General features: G+C 60.0%; 23 protein-coding genes and 3 pseudogenes. 11 read left to right on the top strand and 15 right to left on the bottom strand.

Going from position 1 to position 26,822, the window contains the following annotated elements; genetic code table 11:
- Nucleotides 1-105: 105 nt before the first annotated feature.
- Genes LDH74_RS10120 through LDH74_RS10110 form a run of 3 tightly spaced genes read right to left on the bottom strand, consistent with a single transcriptional unit; the run spans nucleotide 106 to nucleotide 3,175 of the window.
- Entirely contained in the window at nucleotides 106-1,038 is a 933-nt protein-coding gene (locus LDH74_RS10120; RefSeq protein WP_226042377.1) for a hypothetical protein, read from the bottom strand.
- On the bottom strand, nucleotides 1,035-1,595 hold the full coding sequence (locus LDH74_RS10115) for a hypothetical protein (protein WP_226042376.1): 561 nt from the start codon (nucleotides 1,593-1,595) through the stop codon (nucleotides 1,035-1,037). Before LDH74_RS10115 ends, LDH74_RS10120 begins: the two co-directional genes overlap by 4 nt.
- Nucleotides 1,592-3,175 (bottom strand): DUF58 domain-containing protein, encoded by a 1,584-nt coding sequence (locus tag LDH74_RS10110; RefSeq protein ID WP_226042375.1) that lies wholly within the window; start codon nucleotides 3,173-3,175, stop codon nucleotides 1,592-1,594. Before LDH74_RS10110 ends, LDH74_RS10115 begins: the two co-directional genes overlap by 4 nt.
- Nucleotides 3,176-3,340: 165 nt before the next feature.
- Between LDH74_RS10110 and LDH74_RS10105 the strand changes: the two genes are divergently transcribed.
- Together LDH74_RS10105 and LDH74_RS10100 are read left to right on the top strand one after the other, a co-directional pair.
- Nucleotides 3,341-5,440: a hypothetical protein gene (locus LDH74_RS10105; RefSeq protein ID WP_226042374.1), complete on the top strand. Its 2,100-nt coding sequence runs from the start codon at nucleotides 3,341-3,343 to the stop codon at nucleotides 5,438-5,440.
- Between the two features lie 198 nt (nucleotides 5,441-5,638).
- On the top strand, nucleotides 5,639-6,943 hold the full coding sequence (locus LDH74_RS10100) for a helix-turn-helix domain-containing protein (protein WP_226042373.1): 1,305 nt from the start codon (nucleotides 5,639-5,641) through the stop codon (nucleotides 6,941-6,943).
- Between the two features lie 298 nt (nucleotides 6,944-7,241).
- Here the strand turns inward: LDH74_RS10100 and LDH74_RS10095 are convergent.
- Both LDH74_RS10095 and LDH74_RS10090 read right to left on the bottom strand, forming a co-directional pair.
- A pseudogene (locus LDH74_RS10095) lies at nucleotides 7,242-7,415 on the bottom strand (VapC toxin family PIN domain ribonuclease); the annotation flags it as partial.
- Nucleotides 7,416-7,454: 39 nt separating this feature from the next.
- Nucleotides 7,455-7,703: an antitoxin VapB family protein gene (locus LDH74_RS10090; protein ID WP_226042371.1), complete on the bottom strand. Its 249-nt coding sequence runs from the start codon at nucleotides 7,701-7,703 to the stop codon at nucleotides 7,455-7,457.
- Nucleotides 7,704-7,870: 167 nt separating this feature from the next.
- Between LDH74_RS10090 and LDH74_RS10085 the strand changes: the two genes are divergently transcribed.
- Both LDH74_RS10085 and LDH74_RS10080 read left to right on the top strand, forming a co-directional pair.
- Nucleotides 7,871-9,016 (top strand): DUF1616 domain-containing protein, encoded by a 1,146-nt coding sequence (locus tag LDH74_RS10085; RefSeq protein WP_226042370.1) that lies wholly within the window; start codon nucleotides 7,871-7,873, stop codon nucleotides 9,014-9,016.
- Nucleotides 9,017-9,298: 282 nt separating this feature from the next.
- Nucleotides 9,299-10,567 (top strand): glycosyltransferase family 2 protein, encoded by a 1,269-nt coding sequence (locus LDH74_RS10080; protein WP_226042369.1) that lies wholly within the window; start codon nucleotides 9,299-9,301, stop codon nucleotides 10,565-10,567.
- A gap of 287 nt (nucleotides 10,568-10,854) precedes the next feature.
- On the opposite strand, the gene LDH74_RS10075 is transcribed toward LDH74_RS10080, so the two are convergent.
- Nucleotides 10,855-11,019: an HVO_A0556 family zinc finger protein gene (locus LDH74_RS10075; RefSeq protein ID WP_226042368.1), complete on the bottom strand. Its 165-nt coding sequence runs from the start codon at nucleotides 11,017-11,019 to the stop codon at nucleotides 10,855-10,857.
- A gap of 109 nt (nucleotides 11,020-11,128) precedes the next feature.
- Entirely contained in the window at nucleotides 11,129-11,320 is a 192-nt protein-coding gene (locus LDH74_RS10070; protein ID WP_226042367.1) for a hypothetical protein, read from the bottom strand.
- A gap of 488 nt (nucleotides 11,321-11,808) precedes the next feature.
- Between LDH74_RS10070 and LDH74_RS10065 the strand changes: the two genes are divergently transcribed.
- Entirely contained in the window at nucleotides 11,809-12,582 is a 774-nt protein-coding gene (locus tag LDH74_RS10065) for an SDR family NAD(P)-dependent oxidoreductase (protein ID WP_226042366.1), read from the top strand.
- A 249-nt stretch (nucleotides 12,583-12,831) separates the two neighbouring features.
- Complete coding sequence (locus LDH74_RS10060; RefSeq protein WP_226042365.1) at nucleotides 12,832-13,179, top strand: hypothetical protein; 348 nt, start codon at nucleotides 12,832-12,834, stop codon at nucleotides 13,177-13,179.
- A gap of 247 nt (nucleotides 13,180-13,426) precedes the next feature.
- Here LDH74_RS10060 and LDH74_RS10055 read toward each other — a convergent pair whose 3' ends face one another.
- Nucleotides 13,427-14,446, bottom strand: a complete 1,020-nt coding sequence (locus LDH74_RS10055; protein ID WP_226042364.1) for an NADP-dependent oxidoreductase — start codon at nucleotides 14,444-14,446, stop codon at nucleotides 13,427-13,429.
- Between the two features lie 101 nt (nucleotides 14,447-14,547).
- The gene (locus LDH74_RS10050; RefSeq protein WP_345778543.1) at nucleotides 14,548-14,949 is read right to left on the bottom strand and encodes a hypothetical protein; all 402 of its coding nucleotides are present in this window, start codon (nucleotides 14,947-14,949) and stop codon (nucleotides 14,548-14,550) included.
- A gap of 110 nt (nucleotides 14,950-15,059) precedes the next feature.
- On the opposite strand from LDH74_RS10050, the gene LDH74_RS10045 reads away from it, so the two are divergent.
- The 5 genes and pseudogenes from LDH74_RS10045 (at nucleotide 15,060) to LDH74_RS10025 (ending at nucleotide 18,589) form a co-directional block, all read left to right on the top strand.
- Nucleotides 15,060-15,227: a hypothetical protein gene (locus LDH74_RS10045; RefSeq protein WP_226042363.1), complete on the top strand. Its 168-nt coding sequence runs from the start codon at nucleotides 15,060-15,062 to the stop codon at nucleotides 15,225-15,227.
- Between the two features lie 227 nt (nucleotides 15,228-15,454).
- Complete coding sequence (gene aglF / locus LDH74_RS10040; protein ID WP_226042362.1) at nucleotides 15,455-16,198, top strand: UTP--glucose-1-phosphate uridylyltransferase AglF; 744 nt, start codon at nucleotides 15,455-15,457, stop codon at nucleotides 16,196-16,198.
- A 107-nt stretch (nucleotides 16,199-16,305) separates the two neighbouring features.
- Nucleotides 16,306-16,496, top strand: a pseudogene (locus LDH74_RS10035) (IS110 family transposase); the annotation flags it as partial.
- 108 nt (nucleotides 16,497-16,604) lie between these two features.
- Nucleotides 16,605-17,061: pseudogene (locus LDH74_RS10030) on the top strand (sugar phosphate nucleotidyltransferase); the annotation flags it as partial.
- A gap of 67 nt (nucleotides 17,062-17,128) precedes the next feature.
- On the top strand, nucleotides 17,129-18,589 hold the full coding sequence (locus LDH74_RS10025; RefSeq protein WP_226042361.1) for a flippase: 1,461 nt from the start codon (nucleotides 17,129-17,131) through the stop codon (nucleotides 18,587-18,589).
- A 129-nt stretch (nucleotides 18,590-18,718) separates the two neighbouring features.
- Here LDH74_RS10025 and LDH74_RS10020 read toward each other — a convergent pair whose 3' ends face one another.
- From LDH74_RS10020 to LDH74_RS09995, 6 genes are all read right to left on the bottom strand, one after another.
- The gene (locus LDH74_RS10020; protein WP_226042360.1) at nucleotides 18,719-19,747 is read right to left on the bottom strand and encodes a polysaccharide pyruvyl transferase family protein; all 1,029 of its coding nucleotides are present in this window, start codon (nucleotides 19,745-19,747) and stop codon (nucleotides 18,719-18,721) included.
- Nucleotides 19,748-19,851: 104 nt separating this feature from the next.
- Nucleotides 19,852-20,934 (bottom strand): glycosyltransferase family 4 protein, encoded by a 1,083-nt coding sequence (locus LDH74_RS10015; protein WP_226042359.1) that lies wholly within the window; start codon nucleotides 20,932-20,934, stop codon nucleotides 19,852-19,854.
- A gap of 560 nt (nucleotides 20,935-21,494) precedes the next feature.
- A complete protein-coding gene (locus tag LDH74_RS10010; RefSeq protein WP_226042358.1) occupies nucleotides 21,495-22,805 on the bottom strand; it encodes a hypothetical protein in 1,311 nt (436 codons plus the stop codon).
- Between the two features lie 545 nt (nucleotides 22,806-23,350).
- Complete coding sequence (locus LDH74_RS10005) at nucleotides 23,351-24,391, bottom strand: glycosyltransferase family 4 protein (RefSeq protein WP_226042357.1); 1,041 nt, start codon at nucleotides 24,389-24,391, stop codon at nucleotides 23,351-23,353.
- A gap of 1 nt (nucleotide 24,392) precedes the next feature.
- Entirely contained in the window at nucleotides 24,393-25,469 is a 1,077-nt protein-coding gene (locus LDH74_RS10000) for a glycosyltransferase family 1 protein (RefSeq protein WP_226042356.1), read from the bottom strand.
- Between the two features lie 3 nt (nucleotides 25,470-25,472).
- Nucleotides 25,473-26,729 (bottom strand): sulfatase, encoded by a 1,257-nt coding sequence (locus tag LDH74_RS09995; protein WP_226042355.1) that lies wholly within the window; start codon nucleotides 26,727-26,729, stop codon nucleotides 25,473-25,475.
- Nucleotides 26,730-26,822 lie beyond the last annotated feature (93 nt).

Below are 26,822 nucleotides of genomic sequence, written 5' to 3'. Positions count from 1 at the left end.
TCGCGATGTCGACCGATGCTCGGCCGGAGCAGTACCGACACCGCTCACGCCGCTCCCGGTTCAGTTCGCTTATCGCCACCACCGTCCTCGTCGTGCGCAGTCTCTTCACGAGTTGCTGTCTGTACCCACACTTGCCTCATCAGTATCAGCATCATCATCATCATCATCGTCCCACCGGCAGGTAACCAGCCAGTCCGACCGCTCGTCGCCCGGCGTGACCTCGAGTCGGATCGGTCGCTCGAGGCCGGTGGCGAACCCGACTGCGAGGAACGAGGCGATCGGGTGATCGAAGCGGTCAACGGCGCCGAATGCGCTGGCAGTGATCGCGACGGTGGCTCGGCCCGACTGGACGTCGACGTCCGGTTCGGCGCTGGCCGCCAGTTCGAACTGCTCGACGAGGCCGTCCGCGAGCTGGGTCGCGAGCGGGGCCGGCGCGGTCGCGAGTTCCGCGGTCAGTGCGCGTTCGAACCCCTCGAACAGCGTCCCGCCGGTCGGCTCGAGGGAGAGTCCGCGGTGATCGGGATCGGTCAGGAACGGCCCGTCGAGTTCGTCGAGCGCGGGCAACTCGTCGGTCGATCGCTGGGGGACGTACAGGCGCGCATCCACGGGCTCACCGGCCGGGACGTAGATGCGATCGTCGCCGAGGCCGAGCTCACCGGCGATAGCGGCCTCGTTGGCCGCCATCGCGGCGTAGATCCGTTCGCCGACGTCCGCGGCGACGAACGTGCCCGGCGTCAGGTAGTACGTGAGTATCCCGCCGAACAGCCCCACCGCGGCGAGCGCGAAGAGCACCTCCCGCCCGTCGGGAAACACGACTGCACCGATGGCCGCGACGACGCCGACGAGGGCCAATCCCGCTGCGGTTCGACGGTATTGTGACTGTCTGGCGCGAACGTACTCGGTCCGTAACCGTTGGTTTTCAGCCGCCAGGAGTTCCGCCCGCGCCGCGGGCTCGAGCGGGTCCTCGTCCGACCCGTCGGCTCGATCCGCGTCCGGGTCAGTCGTCGTCTCGTCCAGATCAGTAGTACTTGCACTCATGGGTCAGTAGCGGGTTCGGTCGTCGTTTCAGCGCTCGAGCCAGCCGTCGGCTCGGTCTCGAGCGGTGTCGATGCGTCTCCGTCGTCGCTCCCCGGGACGAGGCCGAGTCGAACGAGTTCGAACCGGTGGAGTCCGTACGCGCCGATCCCGAGGAGCACGAGTACCGCGGTGGCGGCGAGCCCGATCGACTGCGTGTCGAGGACGAGCCACGCGGCACCCGCCAGCACGAGCGCGCTGGTGACGGCGACGAGCGCGGTGCGCCCCGGACTCGCACCCCGACGCAACGGGACGAGCAAGACGAGGACGAACGCGGCTTCCACGAGCACGACGACGCTCAGCGCGCTCCCCTCTGGAACGACTGCCACGAGCGCGACGTGGCCGGCCGCCAGCGCGTACGGCGGTCCGAGCACGTATCCGACGAGCGCGGTCACGAGCCCTGCGAGCAGGCCGAGCGGGCCGGCGACGACGCCGAAGGCGACGACGAGCGCCGCCAGGGTGACGCCGGTCGGCCAGTCCCGCCCGGTCGCGGCCGGGACCGAGTCGATGCGGGTGCTCACGCGCGCCCCCCTCTCGATCTCCCCGCCTCAAGGACTGCCGACAGCCGGTCGGCCGGCCCGACCTCGAGGGCGGTGACGTCGTCGAGTTTCGCGAGTTCGCGACGGAACTCCTCGAACGCGAGATACCTGTCGTAGGCCCGCTCGAGATCCGCGAGTCCACCCGGCTCGTAGAGCACCGCGGGAGCGAGCAGGACCGTGACTCGGGATCCGCCCCGTCGTGCGAGCGAGACCGTTTCGTGCAGTTCCGCCGGCCGCGAATCGTCGGTGCAGATGACCGTCCAGGTCGATCCCTTCGTGTTCGTCACTGTCCGCTCGACAGCCCCGTACAGCGGCGTCTCGGCGATCCGCTCCCGGTACACCTCCCGATCGGTATAGAAGGGGCGTAGCGTCCGCGCAAACGCGTCGTCGATCCCCTCGAGGTCGGCGAGCGATCGTCGCACGGCCGCTGGGGCAGGACGGTCCTGACGCGGTGCAGCGGGCCGTCCGCTCCCGTTGCGTGCGATCGGCGAGGTGGTCGTCTCGTCCGAGGGTTGTGATTCGTGTGTCTCGGCCGACCCGGTCGTCGCGGACGACGCAGCCGTCGCGTCCCCCATCGACTGCGGGCCGTCCAGTCGAGAGGCGGTCGCCACGGGCGTGGTGGCCGCCGCCGTCGGCTCGAGTTCGAGCAGGTGGCGGCGGACCGAGCCGTAGTTGACGACCGACGAGGCTATCCCGATGTGGTTCGTGATCCCGCCGTCACCGACCGTCACGAGCCCGAGGGGATCGTTGAGCCGGCGTGCGTTGCCCGCGATAACGAGCGCGATCTCTCGGAGCGCCTCGAGTTGCGTCTCGGCTCGCGGGCCGGTCGCGAGCGAGGCGCGGTGGTCGACGACCAGCAGCGTCCGCCGGTCGGTCTCGGCCTCGTATTCGCGGACGTACGGCATCCCGTGGCGTGCCGTTGCCTTCCAGTCGATCTGCTTCTCCGTATCGCCCGGCACGTACTCGCGGAGTTCCGCCAGCTCGATCCCCGACCCCGTCTGCCCGGTCTCGTGGGAGCCGTACGAGGCGGCGATCCGGTCACCGCCCTCACCGACGTGGATCGCGCGGGGGCTGGGCGGTTCGACGGCCACGGTCGGCGTCGTCCCCGCGGTGATCGTCTCGCTGAACAGTCCGTCCGTCGCCACCACGGTCGCGCGATCGAACGAATGACGGCCGGCGATGGGCCAGCGCATCGTTCGCGTTCGATCCGCTCGCTCGCCGCTCGGTGCGAGCGTCACGGCGATGGGTTCGGTCGTCGTGGCGCCGACCGGGAGCCCGGCAGTAATCTCGAGCGAGAGGGACGTCTCGGTTTCGCGCTTCACAGTGAGCGTGACCGGCATCTCGTCTCCGGTACGGATGGTCGTCCGGGCGGTCGACTGCACGACCGACAGCGAGGCGACCGTTCGCTCGAGGTCCCGGGTGAAGCGGTACTGGTGAGCGAGCAGCCACGCGCCGAGGAGGGCCGACCCGGCGAGCAGGATCGGCCGTGCAAACACGACCGCGAGGACGGCGAGCACTGCGACGAGTGCCCCGACCGTCCAGCCGCGGCGCGTGAGATTCATGCCTTGACAGATTCCGGTAACGGTGTTGAAAGTACTGGTTGCGCTCGGAATTTGGGTCAGCGCTCGGCCATCGAGTCGGGCCACACCCCGATCTGAATGGGTGATCACTCGCAGTGGATACGATTCGAGAGAATACCTTATTGGGATGCGTCGCAACTCTCCGGTGTGAACTACGCCGGTGGTCGAGCACTGATCCTCGCTCTGTTCGTCGTCTCCGTGGCGATGACCGGCGGGATCGTCATGACGAGTTCGACCGCTGCAGTCGATGGCAACGCCGCTCAGTTCGTTGTGGCCCAGCAAAACGCCACTAACGAGGATCGAAACGAGACGACCCCCCATCGGAATCCCGATGACTACGCCGAGGACGGCGACCTCGAGAGCGTCGAAGGCTGGCTGGCCGATCGGTTGGCGGCCCAGCTCGGCGACGGCGCGATCCAGCTGAGCGAGGGCGAGTACGAGCTCGCCAGTGAGTACGTCGGGGAGGAGTACCGCGATCGGCTGGGTCAGTACGTCGACGTTGCGGGACAGACCGAGGGGGAGAGTCACGAGGAGCAGTTCGAGGAAGCCGGCGAGCAGCAGGCCCGGCTGTCCGAAGCCGTTGCGGAGTATCGGGAGACCAAAGACGAGTACGAGGCGGCCCGCGAAGCGGGGAACGAGGAGCGTGCACGGGAACTCGGACGGGAACTCGAGACGCTCGCGGACGAAATCGGGTCCCTCGGCGGCTCGGTCCGGGAGCGCTACGACGAGATCGAGGCGGGGACGGGCGCTGATCTCTCGGAGCCCGACGCGGCGATCGAGAACGTGACCACGGAGATCCGATCGGAGCAGGCGATCGTTCGGGAACAACAATTTACGGAGACGGAACTGACGCTCACGCCCGACCAGGAGTCGATCTCGTTCCTCGAGCCGCTGGTCGCGACGGGCGAACTGCGGACGGCGGACGGCGCTCCGATTGCGAACGAGGAGGTCCGACTCGACGTCGGCAACCACACGGAGCGGGTCACGACGGATTCGGCTGGTGGATTCACCCTCGAGTATCGCCCGACCGACGAGTCGCTGTCCGCTGACGAACTCGAGATCCGATACGTCCCCGAATCCCAATCGACGTATCTGGGTGACGAGACGAACGTCAGCGTCTCGATCGATCAGGTCGATCCGACCGTCTCGCTGGAGGAGGCACCAAATGAGCTGTCATACGGCGAGCAACACGCCGTCGCGGGCGAGCTTCGCGTCGACGGGATCGCCGTCGACAACGTCTCCGTCGCGGTGACCGTCGACGGCGAGCGAATCGGCACGGCACCGGTCCAGAACGGCGTGTTTGAGACCTCGGTCTCGCTGCCTGCGGCCGTCGAAGACGGCCAACAGGAACTGAGCGTCCGGCTGCCGTTCGAGGATCGCGCTCTCGCCGCGGCGGCCGACGGAACGAACGTAACGGTCCGCGAGACCGAGAGCGACCTCTCGATCGAGGGACTGTCGGACGGCGACCGTGCGGTGACGGTCAACGGGACGCTCGCCACGGCAGACGGCGACGGCATTCGGGGCGAGCCAGTACAGATTCAAATCGACGGTACGACCGTCGGCACCGTCACGACCAACGCAGGCGGGACGTTCGAGGAACGCATCTCCGTTCCGAACTCGATCGCTGGGGGCGAGGTGACCGTGACTGCGGTCTACGACGGGAGCGGCTCGAACATCGAGGCCGCGACGGCAGAAACGATCGTTACGATCGGCGACGCGGGCACGCAGCTGTCGTCTCCACTCTGGCTCGCCGTCGGATTCCTCGCCGTGATCGCGGTCGGGCTCGGCGTCTGGTGGTATCGCCGTGCCGGCGGAACGGGCCCTGGGGACGGCGCCGCGGGCGACGGGGAGCCCACAGCGGGCGGACCGGCGGCCGGGACGCGATCGGCGGACGCGTCGTCTCCGTCGGTCGACGCCGTCGAACCCCTGCTCGCACGAGCGAGCGAACAGCTGTCGAACGGCCGGCCGGACGATGCGGCACGAACAGGGTACGCCGCCGTTCGGCGGGCACTGGCGTCGCGGATCGACGGGCCCGACGCGCTGACCCACTGGGAGTTCTATCAGCGGTTTCGAACCGACGACGCGGCGGACGCCGCGTTACTCCGCGACGTCACGCGGGAGTACGAACGCGCTGCGTTCGATCCCGGCGGCGTGTCTCCGGACGAGGCGGCGAGCGTCCTCGAGCGAGCGCGGCAACTGTGCGATCTCGACGAGTCCTCGGACGGCGGGGTTCCGGCGGACGACTGACGGCCCGTTCGCGGGATGCGTCGTGCCCCGTTTGCGGGACGTTACGTTCCTCGTTCGTAGCGTTCCTTGGTTCCCTCCCGCTAGCTCTTATTCAGGGAAAATTTACCAAGAATATGAATGGCATCAATCGTGTGAAAAAGATATAAGCGAGCGGGTGGAGGACGGGAGACGTAGCGCGAATTACCGTTCGAGGCGAGTATGGGTAATACACAATCAACCGACTCAGCGGGCCGTATAGGGCGGGAAACGACGTTTCCGCGAGCGGTCGTCCACAAGCGAATCCTGTCCGTCGCGGAAGCGCGACCGGACGCGTCGATGGAAGCCGTCGCCGACGAGGTCACCGGCGCGACCACGTCGCTCGTCGAACAGGTACTCGACGAATACGGCGACCCGGGACGCCTCACTACCGATGATCCCGAATCGGAACCGGACGACGACGATCGAAGTGGTGAGGCCGATCTGAGCGGGGATGTCGATTCGAGCGAGGATGCCGACCCGAACGGGGACGGCGGTCCGAGCAGCGACGACGATCGGGGATCGGTCGGGGAGGACGACGATTCGATGATCCTGGGGGAGCAGCGTTCGACAGCGTACGACGACCGCGATTCCGGAGTGACCGATTCAGCTATGAGCACCCACGACAGTCCCGACGAGAGTCGACCGCTCGAGACGGCCGATATCACCGAAAAACAACTGGAGACGCTCCACGAGATCGAGCGGCGGCCGAACGCGACGCAGGCGGAGCTCGCGGAGCGACTCGGCGTGACCAGCGCGACCATCAGTCAGCGTGTAAACGGGATCGACGGTTTCGACTGGTCCGAGCGCCAGACGTTCGTCGCGCGACTGTTCGACCGGTCGGATCCTCCCCTCGAGATGGACGACGCGAATTCCGACGAAGAAGCCGAAGCCGACGCAGCGGCGGACGAAACCGCGAGCATCGACGACGATCTCGACGAGGGATCGGTCGAGGGCGCGTATACTGACGGGACGGGAACTGACGACACGGAATCCGCGGTCCGTGCGGGTGGGCTCGACGCGGACACGGCGGTCAGTGCGAGTGGATCCGACGCGGATAGTACGGGGACGGCGCGCGGAACCAAGGAGACCGACTCATCCGGTGAAGGCTCTCTCGGGGGCGACTCACCCGAGGGCGACACGCTCGAGACAGACTCCCTCGAGGCCGGCGAGTCCGCGGATCGCGAGGACCGCGCGTCCGGTTCGAACGCCGCGGCGCACGCGTCGGGTCCCGGCGCTCGAGACGGTCATCCCTCGACCGGTAGCCCCCTCGCGGACGAGCGTGAGAGCACGGCGACGAACGAGGACGACGAAATCGACGAACTCGCTGCACGGGTCGAGGCGCTCGAACGCCAACTCGCGAGCGACCAAGCAGTCTTCGCGGATCCCGAACTCGTACACAAGGTCGCACACGCCTGTCTCGAGTCCGAACAGATCTCGGACGCCGAGGAATTGCGTATTCTGAAGCAGTTACTCACGACCCGCTAGCGGTCGTACTCTAGTAGTCACGGACAGTCATTGTGCAGTTGATCACACGATAGTCGCGCGGTTCGGAGCGGGCGCGGTTCGGAGCGAACACGGTGAGCGAGAACCGCGGACTGTGCGATCAGTATGGAACGCGTTTCGGTGGCTACTAGGGCGTGACTCGTTCCCTCGAGTGACCGCTATCGTAGTCGACCCCATCCACCCGAGCAGTTACTAGTGGGTCCATCTAGAACCGATTCGTTTCGCCGAGTACTAGTAGTGCAGTCAGAGGGGACAAAGCTGACTGAAGGTGAGCAGCACGTCAGTCTTTGTATTCATCGACCTCGATGACCTCTTCCGTCTCCGCGTGAGTGAGATCGCCGTCTCCAGAGACTACAGGCGCGTCCAGCTCGCGCCCTACGGCTGCAATCAGCGCGTCTAGCCCATCGAGGTAGGGGCCTCCAGGCGCGATCTCGCCAGCGATCTCGCCCGCCAACGTCGCCGTTCGGAAGATTCCCTTCGCCAACGAGGACCTTCACGCGCTGTTCTCGGCCCGTTGGCGCATTCGCTCCTTGCGCTTTTCCTTGGCTTTCTGGCGACCCTCACGGACGCTCTGAGCTTCCTCACCGGACCAGCGACCAAACCCATCGGAGAAGTCGCCTACGGTCTTCTCGCCAAGTACACGCTCGAGGACGTCGTTGTAACTCTCGCCTTCGCGCTTCCGTTTCTCCAGTTCGCGTTTCACTAGGTCACTCACTCGAATCTGCTCATCGGCCGTGCCCATCTTACGTCGACAATCCTGTTGACGCTACTTGGTCTTTGGTCGGCCTCGTCGAGAAGTGGTGATACCCCGGCGGAATTTCCAGAGAGGGAGACCGACTGAACATTCGATCTTACCCCGCGGCAGTTCATCGGTTCGTTTTTACCCCCGTTGGCAGTACTAGTGGTCGAATGGTCGCGTTCCGGTCGTTGTGGCTCCTGCTGCCACGGCCACTCAGACAGTTACCGGCCGATCTCGCCGCGGTGATCGCGCTCGTCGTCGCGACGAACGTCGCCGCACTGGCACCCGTAATTCGAGAGACACCTCTCCGGGTCCCGCTCGGCCTCGCGTTCGTGTTGTTCGTGCCCGGCTACGCGTTCATCGCGGCGCTGTTTCCCGAGGCCGGCGAGTCACCGGAACGGTCCGACGAGCCGGACACACCGACCGAGCGCGAGACGGCTGGGAGTGCCGATTCGGACGGCTGGTACGACTCCATCTCCTCGCGGGCCGGGATCGACGGCCTCGAGCGCGTCGCCCTCTCCTTCGGGCTCAGCATCGCCATCGTTCCCCTGATCGGCCTCGTGCTCAACTTCACGCCCTGGGGCATTCGACTCGTCCCGATCGCGGTTTCCGTCAGCGGGTTCACGCTCGTGTCGGCCGCCGTTGCGGCCGGACGTCGGCGAGAGCTCCCGGTCGAGGAGCGGTTTCAGGTGCCCTATCGGGCATGGTACGCCGCCGGTCGGTCGGAGCTCCTCGAGCCGGATACGCGCGCTGACGCCGCGCTGAACGTGCTGCTGGTCGTGTCGGTCGTTCTCGCGGTCGGGACCGTCGGCTACGCGGTCATGGTCCCGCCCGACGGCGAGCAGTTCTCGGCGATCTATCTGTTGACCGAGAACGACGACGGCGAGCTGGTCGCCGACGACTATCCGACCGAATTCGTTCAGGGCGAGAGCCAGGAGTTGGTCGTCGGGATCGACAATCACGAAGGGGAGCGAACGGAGTACACGGTGGTGGTCCTCGAGCAGGACGTCGAGGTGGTCGAGAACGAGACGGCCCTCGAGTCGGGAGATCCGACCGCCACGGTCAACGAAACGGTCGTCCGGGAGCAACGCGAACTCGATCGGTTCGAAACCACGGTCGCGAACAACGAGAGCTGGCACCAGACGTACGAACTCGAGCCGACGATGACCGGCGACAATCAGCGCGTCGTCTGGTTGCTCTTCCCCGGCGGCGACGTGCCGGCCGAGCCGTCGATGGACGATACGGAGTATTCGGTCCACCTCTGGATCGACGTCGCCGCGTCGTCGAACTCGAGTGCGCAGCCCGCGGAGTCGTAAGCCGAGGGGGGCCGGACGAGAGACGGATCCACGGTCGGTGGTCACTCAGAGACAGAAATCCCTGTCTCTGTTTTTCTCCGTATGATGTTACATGATACAACCGAGCGCCGTTTCGGCTCTCGTACTAGGTATGTATTGACTTAATACCGAACGTTTATGGAATCGTTGCTGGTACGACATAGCAGTCAGTGGATCTGCGGTCTCAGACGACCGCCGACTAGATGAGAGCGACAGGATCCATCGTCGAACCGCTCGGACGAGGGCAGCACGAGGACAACCAGTATGAGTTCATCAGGACACGGAAATCAGAGGCATCCGACGGCAGCAGAATCGACGGCCCAGTCGTTCGAGGACGACTTCGAGCGGGGGGCGGACAGCGAGCTCACCGACGACCACGAAGCCGACGACCTCCTCGTCGGCGCGGACAGCGACCAGAAACCGGTGTTGAGCGTGGTAATGCCGACGCTCAACGAAGAAGACGGCGTCGCGGAGTGCATCACACGGGCAAAGACCGCGATCGCCACACTGGGGATGCCCACCGAGATCATCCTGAGCGACAGTTCGACCGATCGCACGCCCGAGATCGGACGAGAGTTAGGAGCGATCATCTACGAGCCCGATCAGCCGGGGTACGGCTACGCCTACCGGTACGCGTTCGATCGCGCCCGCGGCGACTACATCGTCATGGGTGACGCCGACACGACTTACGACTTCGAACAGATCCCGCGCCTGCTGTCCCATCTTCGCGATGAGGACGGCGATATGGTGATGGGGAGTCGACTCGAGGGCGAAATCAAGCCCGGTGCGATGCCGTCACTGCATCAATATATCGGCAACCCGTTCCTGACGAAATTTCTGAACGTCTTCTACGGGGCCGGCGTTAGCGATGCGCACAGCGGCTTTCGGATCTTCACGAAAGAGGCCTACGAGACGATGGACCTCGAGACGACCGGGATGGAGTTCGCCAGCGAGATGATCATGGAAGCCGGCGCGAAGGATCTCGCGATCGTCGAAACCCCGATCGTCTACCACGAGCGGGAGGGCGAGGAGACCCTCGAGAGCTTCCGCGACGGCTGGCGCCACGTCCACTTCATGCTCGTGAACGCGCCGGGCTATCTGTTCTCTGCACCGGGACTCCTGATGTGTTTGCTCGGAATCAGCGTGATGGGCGTCACGTTCACCGGCACTGCAGTCAACGGCGTCACCCTCGGGCTCCACTCGATGATCGCCGGGAGCCTGTTGACCATCGTCGGCTATCAGATCTCCAGTCTCGGGGTGTTCGCCGCCGTGACGAGCGATCCCATCCGAAAACCCGAAGATCCGATCACGCAGCGCGTGACGGAGTCGCTGTCGCTCGAACACGGTGCGACGGCCGGCCTACTCGTGTTCGCCGTCGGCGGGCTCTACGCGGTAGGCCTGCTCCTCCAGTGGGCGACGAACGGCTTCGCCTCGCTCGAGTTCACGATGGGCGCAATGGCGGCCTTTACGGCGGTCGTCATCGGGCTCCAGACGGTGTTCTCCTCGTTTTTCCTCAGCGCCGTCAACCGGTAACGACAGGGTTCGGGCTCGCTGTTTAACGTTCGAATCGGACGGGCTACGACTATCGTTTTGTCAGCCACCCAGTCGGTTCAGGTACTAGTAGCGCTCGGGACCGGTCGCTAGTGCGCTAGGGTTCCGTTGGTCTTGAAGAAACACGTCGGGTGGCGGGCGGCAGTTGCCACTGTTCTCGAGCGTCGACGCAGTTGGTTCGCGGGTCGGTGTCTTCGTCGCGTTGTCTGGCGGAGCCGGTCCGGGTCGGTTTACAGGCGGTTGAAAACACAGGCGCAGCCGGCAGACGGTCACCAGAACTGCGCACCGGGCGTGTCACACGCGTCGCAGATCACGGCATCGTTTCCCTTGTAGGTGTTGCGGACCAGTTCCCCTTCATCACAGAACGAACACTCCTGTCCCTCGAGTGCGGCGATTACCGGCTGCGAGGTCGGATCGCGTTCCTGTCGTTGCATATCACCTCGCACGTCGCCGCAGCCGCCGATAAAACCATGGGCCCGTTCCCAGCGACTCTACTCGAGGAACCGGAATACTAGGACGGCGCGGAATCGCGCGGTGGGTCACTCAGCGCGATGCGTCCGGGTCCGCCGGCCCGACTGGGATGGTGTCGACCGTCGACTCGGCGGGCGGTTTCGTCTCCTTCCCCGTCGGCGAGTAGTGCTCCCGCACGTACTCCCGTCCGAACGGGTGTTTGAGCAGGCCCCAGTACAGCATCGCCCGGTGCAGTCTGAGCCCGATGCGTTTGCGCACGTTCATGGTTCTACGAGGTCGTGGGGTCGACTTAGCCGTTCGGAGCGTTTCGAGCCGCGTATCGAGACGTGAGTCGTGGCGAATTGCGGTCGTTCGAGGCTTGTTCTAGTGTTCTCCCCCACTCGGTCATCGATCGCCTGCAGTCAGGCCTCGAGTTCGGTCCGTCACACCTCTCGATCGCTCGTTTCGGAGTTTGTACCCGGATAAATATGTCCGATACAATCTACTAATCGAACCTGTAGTATTACACTCCGATACACTTGTATCTGTTATTTCACACAGTCAGCGACTAGATGGGTGCTTCAGGATCGCAGAGGGTGTGCGCACCAATCGTGTAACAGATGTCTCTTGTTACTAGTTATGGCATCTACTCATGTAGCTGTGGGTGATCAGCAGTGAGACCGTCCGAACTGATGGTCATGCACATACACCGAACGGCAGAGAAATACCCGTGAGAGGCGAACAATTACTTTCTGTGTGAAGGTATACCACCCATGGAAATGGACGGACGAACGGCGCTCGTCACCGGTGCGAGCAGAAATATCGGACGAGCGATTGCAGTGAAACTGGCCGAACAGGGAGCAGACGTCGGCGTTGTCGCCCACACAAACCGGGAGGGTTGCGAAGAAACCGCCAGACGTGTTCAAGCGGCGGGTGGCGAAGCGGCCATCGCACTTGGCGATTTAGGGGCACCCAGCGACGTCGAGGAGCTGGTTCGCACGATCCGTTCGGAACTCGGGCCGATCGACACGCTCGTGAACAACGCCACCTACAGACCGGTAAAACCGCTCCTCGATCTGACCGTTGACGATATCGATCGGGCGATGAACGTGAATTTCCGCGGGAACCTTCTCACGGCCCAGCACGTCATTCCCGACATGCTGGATCACGGTGGCGGTTCGATAGTCAACGTGATCGGTGCGATGGTGTATCTGGGTCGTCCGAATCACGCTCACTCGTACGGAACGAAGTTCGCCATCGAGGGCCTGACCAGACAGTTGGCGAGCGAGTTCGGACGAGACGGCGTCCGCGTCAATGCCGTCTCACCCGGACTCATCGAGGTCGGCCGGGACCACACCGACGAATGGGAACAGGCGAAGGACGCGATCCTCGCGGCGACGCCGCTCGGTCGAATCGGAACTGTCGACGAGATCGCCGAGGTCTGTTCATTTGTTGCGTCAGATCGAGCGTCGTTCATTACTGGGCAGGTGATTCACGCCAACGGTGGAACGTATCCGATTCCGCGGATCTTACCGGATCGGTCGTAGACCACAGCAGGCGATTTACCCGTCAGAGCCTCCAACACCGCCGTCTGGCTCGATTGCTTCGCTCGAGCAGCAGGCAGGGCTCGAGGGTCGGTATACTGTCGCGTGTCCGAGAGCTGATCTGCAACCGGCGTCCAAGGGCGAATGGATGACTCCGTTGGCGGACGGATATGCCATCCGCTCGAGGGACAACCACCCCTGCGACGGTCCCACCACCCCCGCTTTGTATCGCAGCGGGTCGAACGACGAGACATGAGCCTCGCCCTGACACACTTCGCGGTCGGTGCGACCGGTGCAACGCTCCTTCTGGCGTATCTCCCCGTCCGGACGCGATACGACGCCCCCATCGTCGTCGCGAGCGGCTGCTGGGCGCTGCTCCCTGATTTCTGGCGCGTGACGCCGATCTATCGCGGGGCCTTCCGAGAGCTGAGTCACTCGGCGCTGGGGAACGTCTGGTGGCTCCACGCCGCCCTCGACCGCGCCGATCCCACCGAATCGGTTCGACTCGCGGCCGTCGCGCTCGGCGTTTATCTGCTTGTTACCGTTATCTACGCCGAACGACGCGGCGACGGGCCGGGTGTCGACCACGAGCGGCGGTGAGGGTGCCCGCTGGCGCGGGACTCGTCTCGGGCTCAACGGGGACTCTCCGGGGACGAGCCATGCCAACTCGAGCGGCGAGGAACGCGCGCACGATCGTCGATCGAGCGGTTCTCAGCTCAGTCCGTCGTCGGTACTCCCGTCTCGGCGCTCGACGAGCCGGCGGCCGTCCACGACGACCCGGGTTGCGTCGACCGCTTCGGCGAGGGAGCAGTCCGCGAGCTCGGTCGCGCAGGGCTCCCCAGTGGAATCAGTCGTCGTCGATCCGGACGAGTTGTTTCCCCACGTTCGTCCCGTCGAACAGCCCCAGGAACGCGTCGGCAGCGGTTTCGATGCCGCCAGTGACCGTCTCGCGATACTGGAGGCGGTCAGCCTCGACCCACCGCCGGAGCCGCGCATTGATGTGGTCGAACCGATCGGCGTGATCGCTGACGATAAACCCCTCAACGCGAGTGCGGGTCCGCTGGTGGAGGCGTCGCGGCCCGTACAGTCGATCGTCGCCCGCTTCCGCGTTGTAAAGGGCGATCTTCCCGCAGACGGCCACTCGAGAGTGATCGACGAGGTGGTCCATGACGGCATCGCTTACCTCTCCGCCGACGTTCTCGAAGTAGAGGTCGACGCCGCGCGGGCAGGTGTCGGCGACCGCCGCCGAGAGGTCGTCGGTCGTGCGGTAGTTGATCGCCGCGTCGAAGCCGCAGTCGCCGGTGAGCCAGTCGGCCTTCTCGTCCCGGCCCGTGATCCCGACCACGCGGCAGCCGGCAATTCGAGCGATCTGGCCGGCGACGGAGCCGACCGCGCCGGCCGCGGCGGAGACGACGACCGTATCGCCGGGTTCGACCCCGCCGACGTCGACGGTGCCGACGTAGGCGGTCCGGCCGGGCATGCCCAGGACGTGCAGCGCCGTCGAACCCGGTGCCGTCCCCGTGTCGACCGGCTCGAGGGCAGTGCCGTCGACGGCCGCGTACTCGGCCCAGTACAGGTTGCCCGAGACGGTGTCGCCGGCCTCGAACGCGGCGTGGTTCGACTCAACGACCGTGCCGACGGCCCGTGCCCGCATCGGCTCGCCGACGGGCCACGGGTCGGCGTAGGACTCGCTGTCGCGCATCCGACCGCGCATGTACGGATCGACGGAGAGGTACTCGGTCCGGACGAGGACCTCTTTTGGTCCCGGCTCGGGGATCGGTTCCTCGGTCAGTTCGAAATTATCGGCCGTCGGTTCGCCGGTCGGTCTGCTCTCGAGGCGCCACTGCCGATTGCTCTTTGATACCATGGCTCTCGACCACTTCGGCGGCCGCGGTCATGACGGTGATGATAGGAGCAACTGGAACGTGACCACGCACCCTGACGGCGCTCTCGTTTCGTCCGTCGTATTCATTCGGCCACGTTGTCGAGCGTCGCGAGCGCGTACAGATCGAGCAGACTGAGAACGAGGATCGAGAGTGGCATGGCCACGTCGCCGAAGTCGACCGTCTCGAGGCGGAGCGCGGTGACGAGGAGCGGGTCGGTGACCGACCCCGCAGCGAGGAGCGTGCCGGAACTGAGAAGAACGAGCGCAGCCCCGTACAGCGCCACCCAGGTGCAGCCCCGCGCCCACTGGCCGCGGTAGACGTGGCCGGCGCCCGGCCAGCACGCGGCCAGGAGATACGCGGGCCACGGCTGTATCCGCGCACCGAGACGAACCACGTTCGCCGCGGTCCGTCTCGAGAGGGAATCGTCGCCCGTCGACCGTGATCCGGTATCCGTTCCGGTGGGTGTCGACCCTGACGTAGCCATACCAACCGCGTCCACATTCAGGCCCTAAAACGTCAGTCAGACGCTCGCATGACGAGTTCCACACTAGCGGGATCGCTAGTACTGCACGAAAGACGGCTTGAGGCTGCAAAGTGGAAGATACGATCCCGTCGCTTGCGTCGGCAGGCCGCACCGACAACCCGTTCGTTCCCGATATCCTGAGTATGCTCGGCGCAATACGATCGATACTCAAAGAAGCGATCAGCCTCGTTATCGCAATTATCACGTTCCCGCTGCGCGCGCTCCGTCGGTTGCTGTAGCCGACGCGCGGTCGCTTCTCGGTTCCGGCACGCTCCGCATTCTTCCGCCAGTTCGACGCCGACGGACGCTGCCGTGCTCACCGGTGGCCTCGAGTTGCCCGCGGCGACGATCCGACGACGCTCGTGCTGCCGAGCACGCTTGCGTCTCGCGGTCAGTGTCTACCAGAGGCTCTCCTGGGGCTACCCGACCGGAACCATCATGTGTCGGCATGGTGCACTCTCTAGCAATGAAAGCCGTCGTACTTGCCGCCGGGGAAGGAACGCGTCTCCGGCCGCTGACCGAGGACAAGCCGAAGGGGATGGTCGAGGTCGACGGGGAGCCGATCCTTACGCACTGTTTCGATCAGTTGGCCGCGCTCGGTGCCGACGAGCTAATCGTCGTCGTCGGGTATCTGAAGGAAGTGATCATCGACCACTACGGCGACGAATACGAGGGGATCCCGATCACCTATTCCCACCAGCGCGAACAACAGGGGCTGGCTCACGCGCTGTTGATGGTCGAGGAGCACATCGACGACGACTTCATGCTGATGCTCGGGGACAACGTGTTTCAGGCGAACCTCGAGGACGTCGTGCGGCGCCAGCGCGAGGACCGCGCCGACGCCGCCTTCCTGGTCGAGGAGGTCCCGTGGGAGGAGGCCGACCGGTATGGAGTCTGTGATACCAACAAGTTCGGCGAGATCACAGACGTGGTCGAGAAGCCCGACAACCCGCCGTCGAATCTGGTCATGACCGGGTTCTACACGTTTACGCCGGCGATCTTCCACGCGTGTCACCTGGTGCAGCCGTCCAATCGCGGGGAGTACGAGATTAGCGAGGCTATTGATTTGCTGATTCAGAGCGGGCGGACTATTGATGCTATTGGACTTGAGGGCTGGCGGATCGACGTTGGATATCCCGAGGATCGGGAGGAGGCAGAAGCACGGTTACAGAACGATGGCGAAGTCGCTGTTGAGACCTCTTCCGACTGAGTTAGCCTGTATCATGAAACCGACCTGATGTCTTACTTGTCTACTATAGGTGACAACTGTCTCTGTCTTGATACATGTCTCGAGTACGGTATCCTCCAAGGACCGCACTCGAAGCGACCAGCAATTACTACCACATCCATGGCCTTCTGTCGGAGTATTTGAATGTATCTGTTGCTAATCAGTAAAATTGAAACAGATCACTGACCCCGACAAGAAAACCGATCGTGTCGACGCTAAAGAGTTAGCGCGGATGGTGCGGTTGAACTCAGTGCCAGGAAACTACGTTACAACTGACGAAGGTTGTACACGCCGGTGAGTTCGTGCTCGGCGGTCAGCTCGATACCACGGACGATACTGTCGACGTGAATGAAATCACGCGACCGGTCCTGTCGTCGATGTGCTCTTCAACGATGAGTTCATGCTGATGCTCGGGGAGAACATCTTCAATGCAAATCCGCAGGATGCCGTCAACCGACAACAGGAAGACCGAGCTGACGCAGCCTTCCTCGTTGAAGAGGTCCCGTGGGACAAGGTCAGTCGCTACGGTGTCTGTGACACCAACATGTACGGCGAAATCACCGAAGTCATCGAGAAACCGGACGATCTACCGTCGAATCTCATGATGACTGGCTTCTATACGTTCTCACCGGCGGTTTTCCACACTTGCTACATGGTCCAGCCCTCCGACCAGGACGAGTACGAGATTCTTCGATGCTATCGACCTCCGCCTGCACTCGGGACGAACGGTCGATGCGATCCGAATGAATGGCTGGCGAAACGATATCGGCTACTCTGACGACCACGACCGAGCAGAAGAACGTCTGCAGGGGGTCGACCCCGAACTGGCCGCCGAAACGCTATAAGCACCTCAATAGCGTCGTGAATCCCTGCTAACTAAGTCACCGTGGAAACTCTCTACTCGCAACGATAATGACATCGTTGCTCCGGTCCGTCCTCTCTATCTTCTCCGGGAAATTTGCAGGCTTAGTGATTAGTCTGGCTTTCACCCCAATACTCGTTCGTATCATCTCCCAGCCGGAGTACGGGCTGTTTGCCAGTATGTTCGCCGCGTTTAGTATTGTGACACTGCTGTCGAAAGGGGGGTTGTTTGATGCGACACGGAAGATTGTCGCCGAGCATTCAGACGACAGCCAAGCGGTTTCCTCGGTGATTTCGACAGCCGTGATGATTAGCGTGATTTACGCCATCGTAGCGACGATCTCTATCGTTCTGACCATCCAAACTGACCTTATCCCAGCTCGGTACGTCCCCTATGTCTGGATATTGGCGGTGACAATCATATTCGCCAATATCTTTACCACGGTTCGAGGGACGTTCTATGGGTTCCAGCGAGAGTCTATCGGTGAAGTGTTAGAGGTCTCACGAAAGGTGCTGTACACTAGTTCTGCACTGGTGCTGGCCTACGCAGGCTTCAAAGTCGTCGGTGTCTTCTATGGATACGCGCTCTCCTTCCTGCTGTTGAGTCTGCTCGGTCTGATTGTCCTGGTGAGAAACTACTCTTTCTCAGTGGTGGGACTATCGGATTTCAGGGATTATGGCAGAGAAATCGCAGTATATGGAGGGTTTCAGTTAATCGGTGGGTTAAGTGCGACGCTGTTGTACAAGGTAGATATTCTCCTCATCGAGACGTTCAAGGGGAACGCTTCGACAGCTCTCTATCAGAGCGCCATCGTCCCAGCGGAGATGATATGGTTTGTCCCGTCAGTCATCCAGCTCGCCTTCCTCCAGCGAAGTGCGAAACTCTGGAAGAACGACAATATTGAGGAGATAAACAGCAACATCAAGACCGGCGTGAAGTACGGAATTCTCTCGCTAACGCTCTTTGGTAGCGGACTTTTCATCCTCGCTGGACCGTTCCTTTCAGTCTACTTCGGAGCTGAGTACACCGGCGCCGCGTCAACGTTGAAGTTGCTCATCTTCGGGACGTTCTTTTTGGGGATAAGTCGGACAGTGGTGCCAGTATTACAGGCCACTGGGTCCGTCCGAGAAAGTGAACTCATCACGTTCGTCGGGCTACTGGTCAACGTCGCGCTCAATGTCACGCTTATCCCGAGATACGGGATATTCGGTGCCGGTATCGGCACGACTGTATCCTATATCATGATATTCCTCGGAAACGTCGGCATCTGGGTCCGCTCTCCGTTCGAGTTGGTCCCATTCAGATGGGTCGCCAGACTGGTGTTCTTTCAGGCACTGTTCGTCAGTGTATTCGCGGCCATCGTCTACAACATCGCCTTTCGCCCACTGATAGCTCTCGTCGTGTTCCCGCCTGTCGGTTTTGTGCTGTTCATGGGTGTGAACCTCTATGGTGGGTACATCCCCAGGTCCAGCATCAAAAATCAGGTTCGAGCGAGAATCGAGTACTTATAGTATCACCTGAGATTGGAGCTAACGTAACAGATAAATAGGGTTTTTCACAACCAGTAGCTGCTTTGGGTGTCGAAGTAGATCGGAAGATGGTCAATCATCGGAGCCAAGAGGCGATAGCATGCCAGTAGCCTATTGCAATCGGTCCGAAAGCAACTTTATATTCTGTTGTGCAGCGCTCCTGATGGTGTCGACGTTCGAAACCGAAGTGAACTGAAAGGGGATGTCTCTGTGCGGTTTGTACCATGGAACGTCAAGACGGTCAGCGACGGCCTCTACCTTCGGCTCGTAGGCCAGCGGGAGTACCGGTTTGCCACAGATAGCGGCGAAAATCAATGAGTGATACCGTGTAGTGACCATCCGTTTCATCTGACTCACTTTCTTGAGAGTCCGACTGACAGAGACTTTGTGTTTGAAGACAGGAATATCAAGATGTTTCTGTGCAAAGGCTTCGTCGTCGGCGTGGAACGGTATGAACAACGGATTGTCTAGTTTGTCACAGATCCGCTGTGCAGTAGCGATATACTTTTGTGTGGCATTCTCAAGGTCCTCGTAACCAAAGTACTCTTTGAGAATTGCATCGGACATATCCTCCTTCTCGTCGAAATACGGCCTGAAATTTACGCCAGTCTGTTCGGTCGTTTCCAGATCTGGGTCGTCATAGAGGAACACCGGGCAAGCAGTTACGGTTACGTCAACGTCACAGACACGTTGGATATTGTTTTTCGCTCGTTCGTCACGGACTGTTATTACCTCCATCTGGGGCAGCGTCTCTGAGATGAGAGAGCGAGCCCTCTCAGAGTGAAAGCCCGGCGCGCCAACTCCAATGACAAATCCACGCTCGCCGCTCGTCGCATAGTTGAGGCGTTTCCACAGATGCTCCGTACCGTACCAATCGTGAAGAACGCCACCCCCACCCAGTATCCGATTCGGAGCATTACTCTGCTGGACATTCTTATCGAAGAGATACGTCCGATACCCGTCAGTTTCCAGATTCGATTTGAGTATCTCCCCAAGTGCCCGGTCCCCGATATTCCCGGTGCGGTAGCTCCCCTGTATCCCCACGTTGTGAGGAATATATCTATTTAGACTCTGTTTGACTGCGGAAGGAATAGCCGCTGGTTTTTTCACACCTATAAGGAGCTTTCTGCTTGCTTGCATACAGGAATGGTCAGCGTAGAGTTGTATAACTATTGTGAGAGCGCAGCCAAATCCGTGGATGGAGACGACTCCGCAGGTACGCCAGGCAAAGAGTCACTCCAAAGCTACAGGATACGCTGGTATAAGTCGACGTACTGAGCGGCAATCGGGTTCAGGTTGAACGCTTCAACTCTGCGCTGGGCCTGTGCAGTGTACTGCTCGATTTTCTCGCTGTTCGAGAGGAGGGTTGCGATCTTTACTGCGAGCTCGGTGGAGTCCGTTTCGTCGTTGAGCAGCAGTCCACCGTCGCCGACCGCCTCGGGAGCGCCACCGACTGAGGACCCGATGACTGGCGTGCCGGCTGCCTGGGCCTCGATATAGACAATTCCGAACCCTTCCACATCGTAATTCGTTCCACCCGCCGGTAGGACAAATAGGTCAGCGTTCTGTAACCGCGTTATCTTCTCGGATTCACTGATTCGGCCGAGCATGCGGACACTGGCCATATCCTCTGTCTTTGCCATCAGTGTGTCGTATTCCGGTCCGGTCCCTGCGATATCGAGGGTCCGGTTCCCTCGGCTCTCGGGGTCAAGTTGTTCCCACGCGTCCACTATCGTATCGATATTTTTTCGCCCGACGAGCCTCGAGATAGTGAAGACGTTGTTCACATCGTCCGCTAGTCCATCGTCAGAGGGTGCGTAGGAATCGACGTCTATCGACGGATGGATGATTTCGTCCGGAAAGATACCGTGGTCCCGCTCTATCACTGAGCCGGTAAACTCACTCACAGCGTGGATTGCTGTCGCCTCCTCGAACGCAACTGAGGCGAGCTGTCTGTTGCCTAATTCGAGCGCATGAGCGGTCACGACTGCAGAGAGCCCGTGGTCAGTTGCGGCCTGCAGTGCTGGCCAGACCCGAATATGCGCAGCATGAACGATATCCGGGTCGTGTTCCTCGATGGCGTCACTGGTCCGACGATACACGGTATTGAAATAGCGAAAGAAATGCGGAGAGCGCATCTTGATCGCATCAAGCGTCCGCCGTGTCGGTATCGCATCCGCAAGAGTCGAACTGTACGCCTGTGGGTCTAGCTGAACGATAATTGGCGTGTGACCGAGATTTTCGAGCCCCTCTTCGAGGTTTTGGACGACAGTCTGAATCCCCCCGGCAGGTGGCGGATAGTCGGGAGTAACGACAAGAACACGCATACTCACGCTTTGAAACCGTATTTAAAATATCTTACTCTTGGGGTACGTGCTTTTTACACTTAGGGTAACCCCGATTACAATGACGGCGGTTTGGCCCTTCGCTGTCATAGATACTCATTGGAAGACTTTCTATGGCACGCTCCTAAGAAAACAACAGCCGCTAGCGAGAGAAATGCGACAGATGCTCCAGAAGTGGACGCTGAGTTTGCAAATTTTGGCCCACAGTAAGGGCTCGCCTGAATTATTGCATTAATGGTTGTGTATTGGATAATTAATTACCAGATCACCACACCTTCACTCCATGTCAACCACCACACTTCCAGAGACGCACCTCTTTATTTGAATATATGACGTTGTCGGTTGCATTTGGCTGCTGAAGCCCACTACGGGCAACAAAAGTCTCTGATCCACAAGACCCGTATTCATTGGCGATATACTCGGTCTGCGTTGCAGCCCAGAGATCGCGCTCGAGAGCTGAAACTGTGCCCGGGCTAAACGAGTTGGCCCATTGGGATGTAGCCCACTGCTGTTCAGTATAGTGCCCTTCGGCGATGTCCGGCTTATGACCTACATCTGATATAAGCAGGTGGGGGGGGGATAGCAGCAAGGTTCGGAATAATCAGGAAAGCCGCGACCGCAATCACGCTAATAGATCGCCTCCAGCCGGCTTGTGATGGGAGTTGTGCGACTACAATCGCAGCTAATAATGGCACTATGAATATCAATAGGCGAATTGGATCAAGTGGAACGACTCGTCCAGCAACAAGTGAGAGGGCATATAAGATTCCCAAACAGCCAACAAAAGCGAGCCATCCGACCTCCCAATCATCGGACTGATATCGATAAACCCCCCATATAGATACTAAAGTGAGAACGATTAGAGATACCGTCAGAAACGAGGAAGCAACCGCAAAAAAGCCATCTGGCGATGTACTCACCCCTCCCCCTGATAACGATGATGTCTGCCCCGAAAATGCCTTGGTGATATTTATCAATACCAGACTAAGAAAGTGTTGCCCGTAGTAAAGGGGGATGATGAGGCCAAAAAATGCAGAGACTAACACAACTGGTAATGTTATAGTCGTTGACTTTCGATAGGGGGCAAGACGTGTGAAAATTTGGCCGACAACAGGTAGTTGCGATAATTGGCGAAGAACATCTCCAGAAATCCACCAGAGACTGAGACCAAGTATGAAAAGAAAAGAAATGGCATGATGGGACAGTGTCAAAACAGCCATCACCGCGATTACTGTTAATCGCTGCGCTCTCGACCGACAGACCGGAATGAGGGCAATTAGGAGAAAAGCCAAAGTCACAGCGAGGATTTCATCTACAAATTTGGTCTCAAATCCAATAAGCGTCCGTGTCGAGGCTGCGATAATCGCGATAATCAGGGCACTAGAACGACCGACCCAACGTACTGTTGTGAGATAGATGAACAGGGGGATAGTCACTGTAATTAATGGTGCGTATTTAGCGACTTGCTCAAGCGGTAGACCGAGTATCGTACCGAGAGAATCAACGAGGAGATATGTACTTGGATAAGATCCATCCTGCATCGAGTTCTGGATGTGCCCTGCAGTAATCCGTCGGAGAGCAGCCATCGAGTGGATATAGGAGTCATGACCCCAGAGCCCGATCTCGAGAGGGTCAATCACCAACAGCATCGGTACGAATGGGGTTAAGACGACGAAAATGAGCGCCGGAACTGGCTGGACATCAGCATAAAGAGCATAGACCAGCGGCACAGCGAACAACCCAAGGAGAAGAATAAACAAAGTAGTGTGTGAGGTAGGTATTATTGAGAACCCTGCCAGGAATGCCACTGCTGTGATCAACAAGAAAGCAGCCAATACAATTCGCTGTCTCATTATCCTCCGAATCACAATAGGAACAGTTAAGCTGATTGGTTGAACTCCATCGATCAAGTCGCATTGCTCCGCTGCGCGATGATAGTGGTTTTGATAGTCCCATCGTCGTCGCAACTGTACAGAGCCAGATGGGGAGAAGAGATATCGATTAGATCCACTTTCTTCTTCTGAATTCGTGAAGTCGACAATCGTCTGTGGTTGGTAGTCACCTTGCGGCTGCTCCGCACTGACCGACTCGGTTGCGAAGCCGTTTTCGGCCCAGTAGACTTCCCCTCTAGATATATTATATATTACACAATATACCTTTGACAAAGGTGCCATACGTTCATAATCGATTAACCGGCCCGCCATGTGACCAGGCTCTATCTCCGACATCGAGAAAAACAGGGAGACGTATTGAGGTAGATTCCCCAACGAGGGGGTGCTTATGGCGGAATCTCCTCGGAGAACCTACTAGCCACTGCGAATGTCGAGAGAAACAAGATCTACACCTCCGCGAACAACTCAGTATTTAAAAGAGAGCCAGCCCTGGACCAGCAGTGACCTCACTGCTTTTCTGTGGCGCTCCCGACGACAGATTCCGTTGTCTCTGCCACACGATCCCAGGAATAGTTTTCAGCGACATCGACGCAGAATTCGGCTGATATCTCCGAGACGCTCTCGATACCCGCCGAGAGGTCTGTAGTCACCCTCCCGCAGGACTCGTCCACTATCTCTGCTGCCCCACACTGGTCGCTGACTACGATCGGGGTCCCACAGGCGAGCGATTCGAGAATCACGTTCCCGAACGCCTCGAAGTTCGCGGGATGGATGGTCGCCAGCGCTGAGCTGTAGTACTCTGCGAGTTCTGACTGGTTGACCCGTCCGATAGCCCGCAGATTCTCGGATTCAGCGACGTCTCCGACGACATACACAGGATGGGAACCGTCACGGGCGAACTCTCTGACTTTTGGCAGTCCTTTTCGAGGGCTGTTACCGACGAAGAGCACGTACTCCTCGTCGGGAACGTCTCGTGGGTAGAATATCTCTTGGTCGACGCCATTATAGACGGTGTGAGTCGGACTCGAAATCCGGTACTCGTCTTTCCACACCGACTCTGTCAGTTCGCTATTGAAGATCAGCCCATCGGCGCAGTTGAGCGCGCGCTGTGTGGTCCAGCGACGCGTTTTGGCTAGTATAGAATCGGCAATCTTGGTCAGTCTTCCCATCTGGTTCCGATTGAACGTCCGCTCGATGTGTTTGGCATCGTGGACCTTGTGGATCGTCGAGATACCTAGGTCGAATGGAATTTCAGTGTGGGTCAGCGCAACGTCGTAGTCGTGAATATCGAACCCACGCAATGTCTTGTACAGCGCAGTGGGGAACTGAAGATGGTAGCCGGAGAGTGAATAATAATCGACCCAGTTGATATCGAACGAATCCGGGACTTCGATGGAGTCCGTCGTAGCAATTGCCCGTGGTCTGCCAGCTAGAATGGTGATGTTGTGTCCAGAACTGGCTATTTTACTGTACAGATTTTTGAGATGGTACGAGATACCTCCAGCAACGTGAGGGGGGAATTCACGCGATATGACTAACAGATTCATATCACACAGTTTTTGATAGCGTATCTCGCAGTTGTCTAGTCGCGTTCTCCCAGGTGAACTCTCGGGCAAACGCTTTCCCCTGAGTTGCGAGTTCGTTAGCTAACTGTTCGTCCTCTAGTATCTGTATGACTGCATCTGCGATGTCCTGGATGTCTTCGGGGTCGACCTGGATGCATCCTTCCTGAAGAATCTCTCCGAGAGATGTTGTTTCAGACGCAACGACCGGCGTGCCACACGCCAGAGCTTCTAGAGGCGGAAGTCCGAACCCTTCGTACAGAGACGGAAAGACAAACACATCCGCGTTCTCGTAGGCGTACTTCAATTCTCCTTCGGTCACGAATCCTGGTGTGATAATATCATCTCGGCTTTCGATATCGACGCTCTTGAAGATGCTTTTGTTCTCAGGACCAATAATAACTAGCTTATGCGGGATATCGGTCTGCGTTTTGATCGTTGCGTACGATTTGACAACGCGTTCGAGATTCTTCCGAGGGTTCATCGACCCAACGAATAGGAGATAATTCTCGGGGAGCCCATTGAGCCGTTCGCTCTGGGATGAAAAGAACGTCTTGTCGACACCGTTGTGCACGACATCAACTTTCGAGGATGGGACCTCCAGATTGTCGACAATCTCTCTTTTCGAAAATTCGGAGACCGTTGTGATAGTGCTGGCAATATCGGCACCACGAGGAACCGCTAACCTTCTGTACAGTTGGTGGACACCACTTGACCATCCTTTGAGGGCATTCACATCGTGGATGCACATGACAATCGGACACGATGTTTGGGTCACCGGTGCATTTCCGTTTGGACAGTATAAGACATCAATGTTAGACTGGTCTGCCAGAGCAGGCAGTACCGCCCGTTCCCAAACGAGGCCGTACGCTTGTGACGTGACAGGATATCCAGTACTGACTATTGTAGCTTCCGGGAAAAGAGAGGTAAGTGAACTATCACCGAACAAAACGACATCAGTATCGGACCGGTCGATAAGCCCGCTGGCATGTTTAATTGAAGTCTGTACAGCTCCTCCGGGTTCATCGACTGTGAATGTGCGTGCGTTCACACCAACTTTCATTATCTACTCCTTGTATCCCAGCGCGCTCAACCGCCGTTCGATCTCCTCGTCCACTTCACCATCCGTCCCGGACCCGTTCCCGTTCTCGACACGTAGCCGCTGTTCGACGTGAGCTTCGAGTTCGGCCCGCAACGACTGAGTCGTCGTTTCGGTAAAACGAATCTCGTCGGTGTTCGTGTCCCACTCACAGAAACACGCCTCCTCGCGCGTCCAGAGGGCGTACCGGCGGAGGTGACTATCACCGTCCTCTCCACGTGCCTGTGAGAAAACCCGTCTGTCGTCGTCGACTCCCTCAAGCAGCGACAGTTCGACTTCCTGGCCGGCGGCCGACGCTACGGTCGGGACGATATCTAACGTGCTGGCAGGAGCCTCCACCACCTCGCCCCGCCCATCTGGCGGCCGGACTAGCAGCGGCACCCTCGTGATCTCCTCGTGGAGATACCGCGGGTGTTCGTAGTAGCCGTGTTCGCCGAATGCGTCGCCGTGATCCGCCGTGACGATCACCAATGACTCCTCGAGCAATCCACGCTCCCGCAACGACTCGAGAAACGTCCCGATTCGTTCGTCGTTGTACCGAATCTCGGCGTCGTACAGATCGATCAACAGCTGGCGTTCCGCATCGGTAATCGACTCAGGATCCTTGATCGCCCGCTGGTAGAGTGACTGGGCCTTGCTGTCCGAAACCGTCTCGTCGTGGTACAGTTGCTGGTACTCACCCGGCGGTTCATACGGCCCGTGGGTGTCCATGTAGTGATTCCAGAGGAAGAACGATTCACCATTGGCAAGCGAATCGATCCACGAAAGCGATCGCTTGTTGATCTCTTCGGCTCGAGCGTAGTGGCGATTCCGCAACTTGTCGAGCGCCCGCTGGGCCAGTGCGATGAGCTTGTGCTGACCGAAGTGGAGATCGTCATCGAACTCGTCGAACCCGCGATCGAAGCCGTAGGCTCTCGAGACGAACGGGTTCGAGTGAAAGCCACCGGTCGCGAACCCTTCCGCCGAAAGTCGAGACGCGATCGTGTCCGTTGCGAGCCGATAGTTCGAATCGATAGCGACGTCGGGATACTCCCCCGTCAGTAATGCCGGGACCGCCTCGCGCGTATGCGAACTCGCGCTGTAGGCCCGGGTGAACCGAATCGACTCGTCGGCGAGTTCATCCAGTACCGGCGACGTGTCCCGGTGGTAGCCATAACAGGAGAGGTGGTCCGCCCGGAGAGCGTCCGCCGAAAGCAGGATCACATTGTCCGGCTCGATACTCATTACGGGTGAGAACTAGGGGGAGGGAGTTATAATTTTAGACTTCGAGACAAAACCCGGCCAGCACATCGTAAACGCATTAGCGTACGTCCACCT

The sequence above is a fragment of the Natrinema sp. DC36 genome (assembly GCF_020405225.1).
Taxonomy (GTDB): domain Archaea; phylum Halobacteriota; class Halobacteria; order Halobacteriales; family Natrialbaceae; genus Natrinema.
Note: the sequence above shows the minus strand (reverse complement) of the source record. Positions and strands in the feature narration are given on the sequence as shown.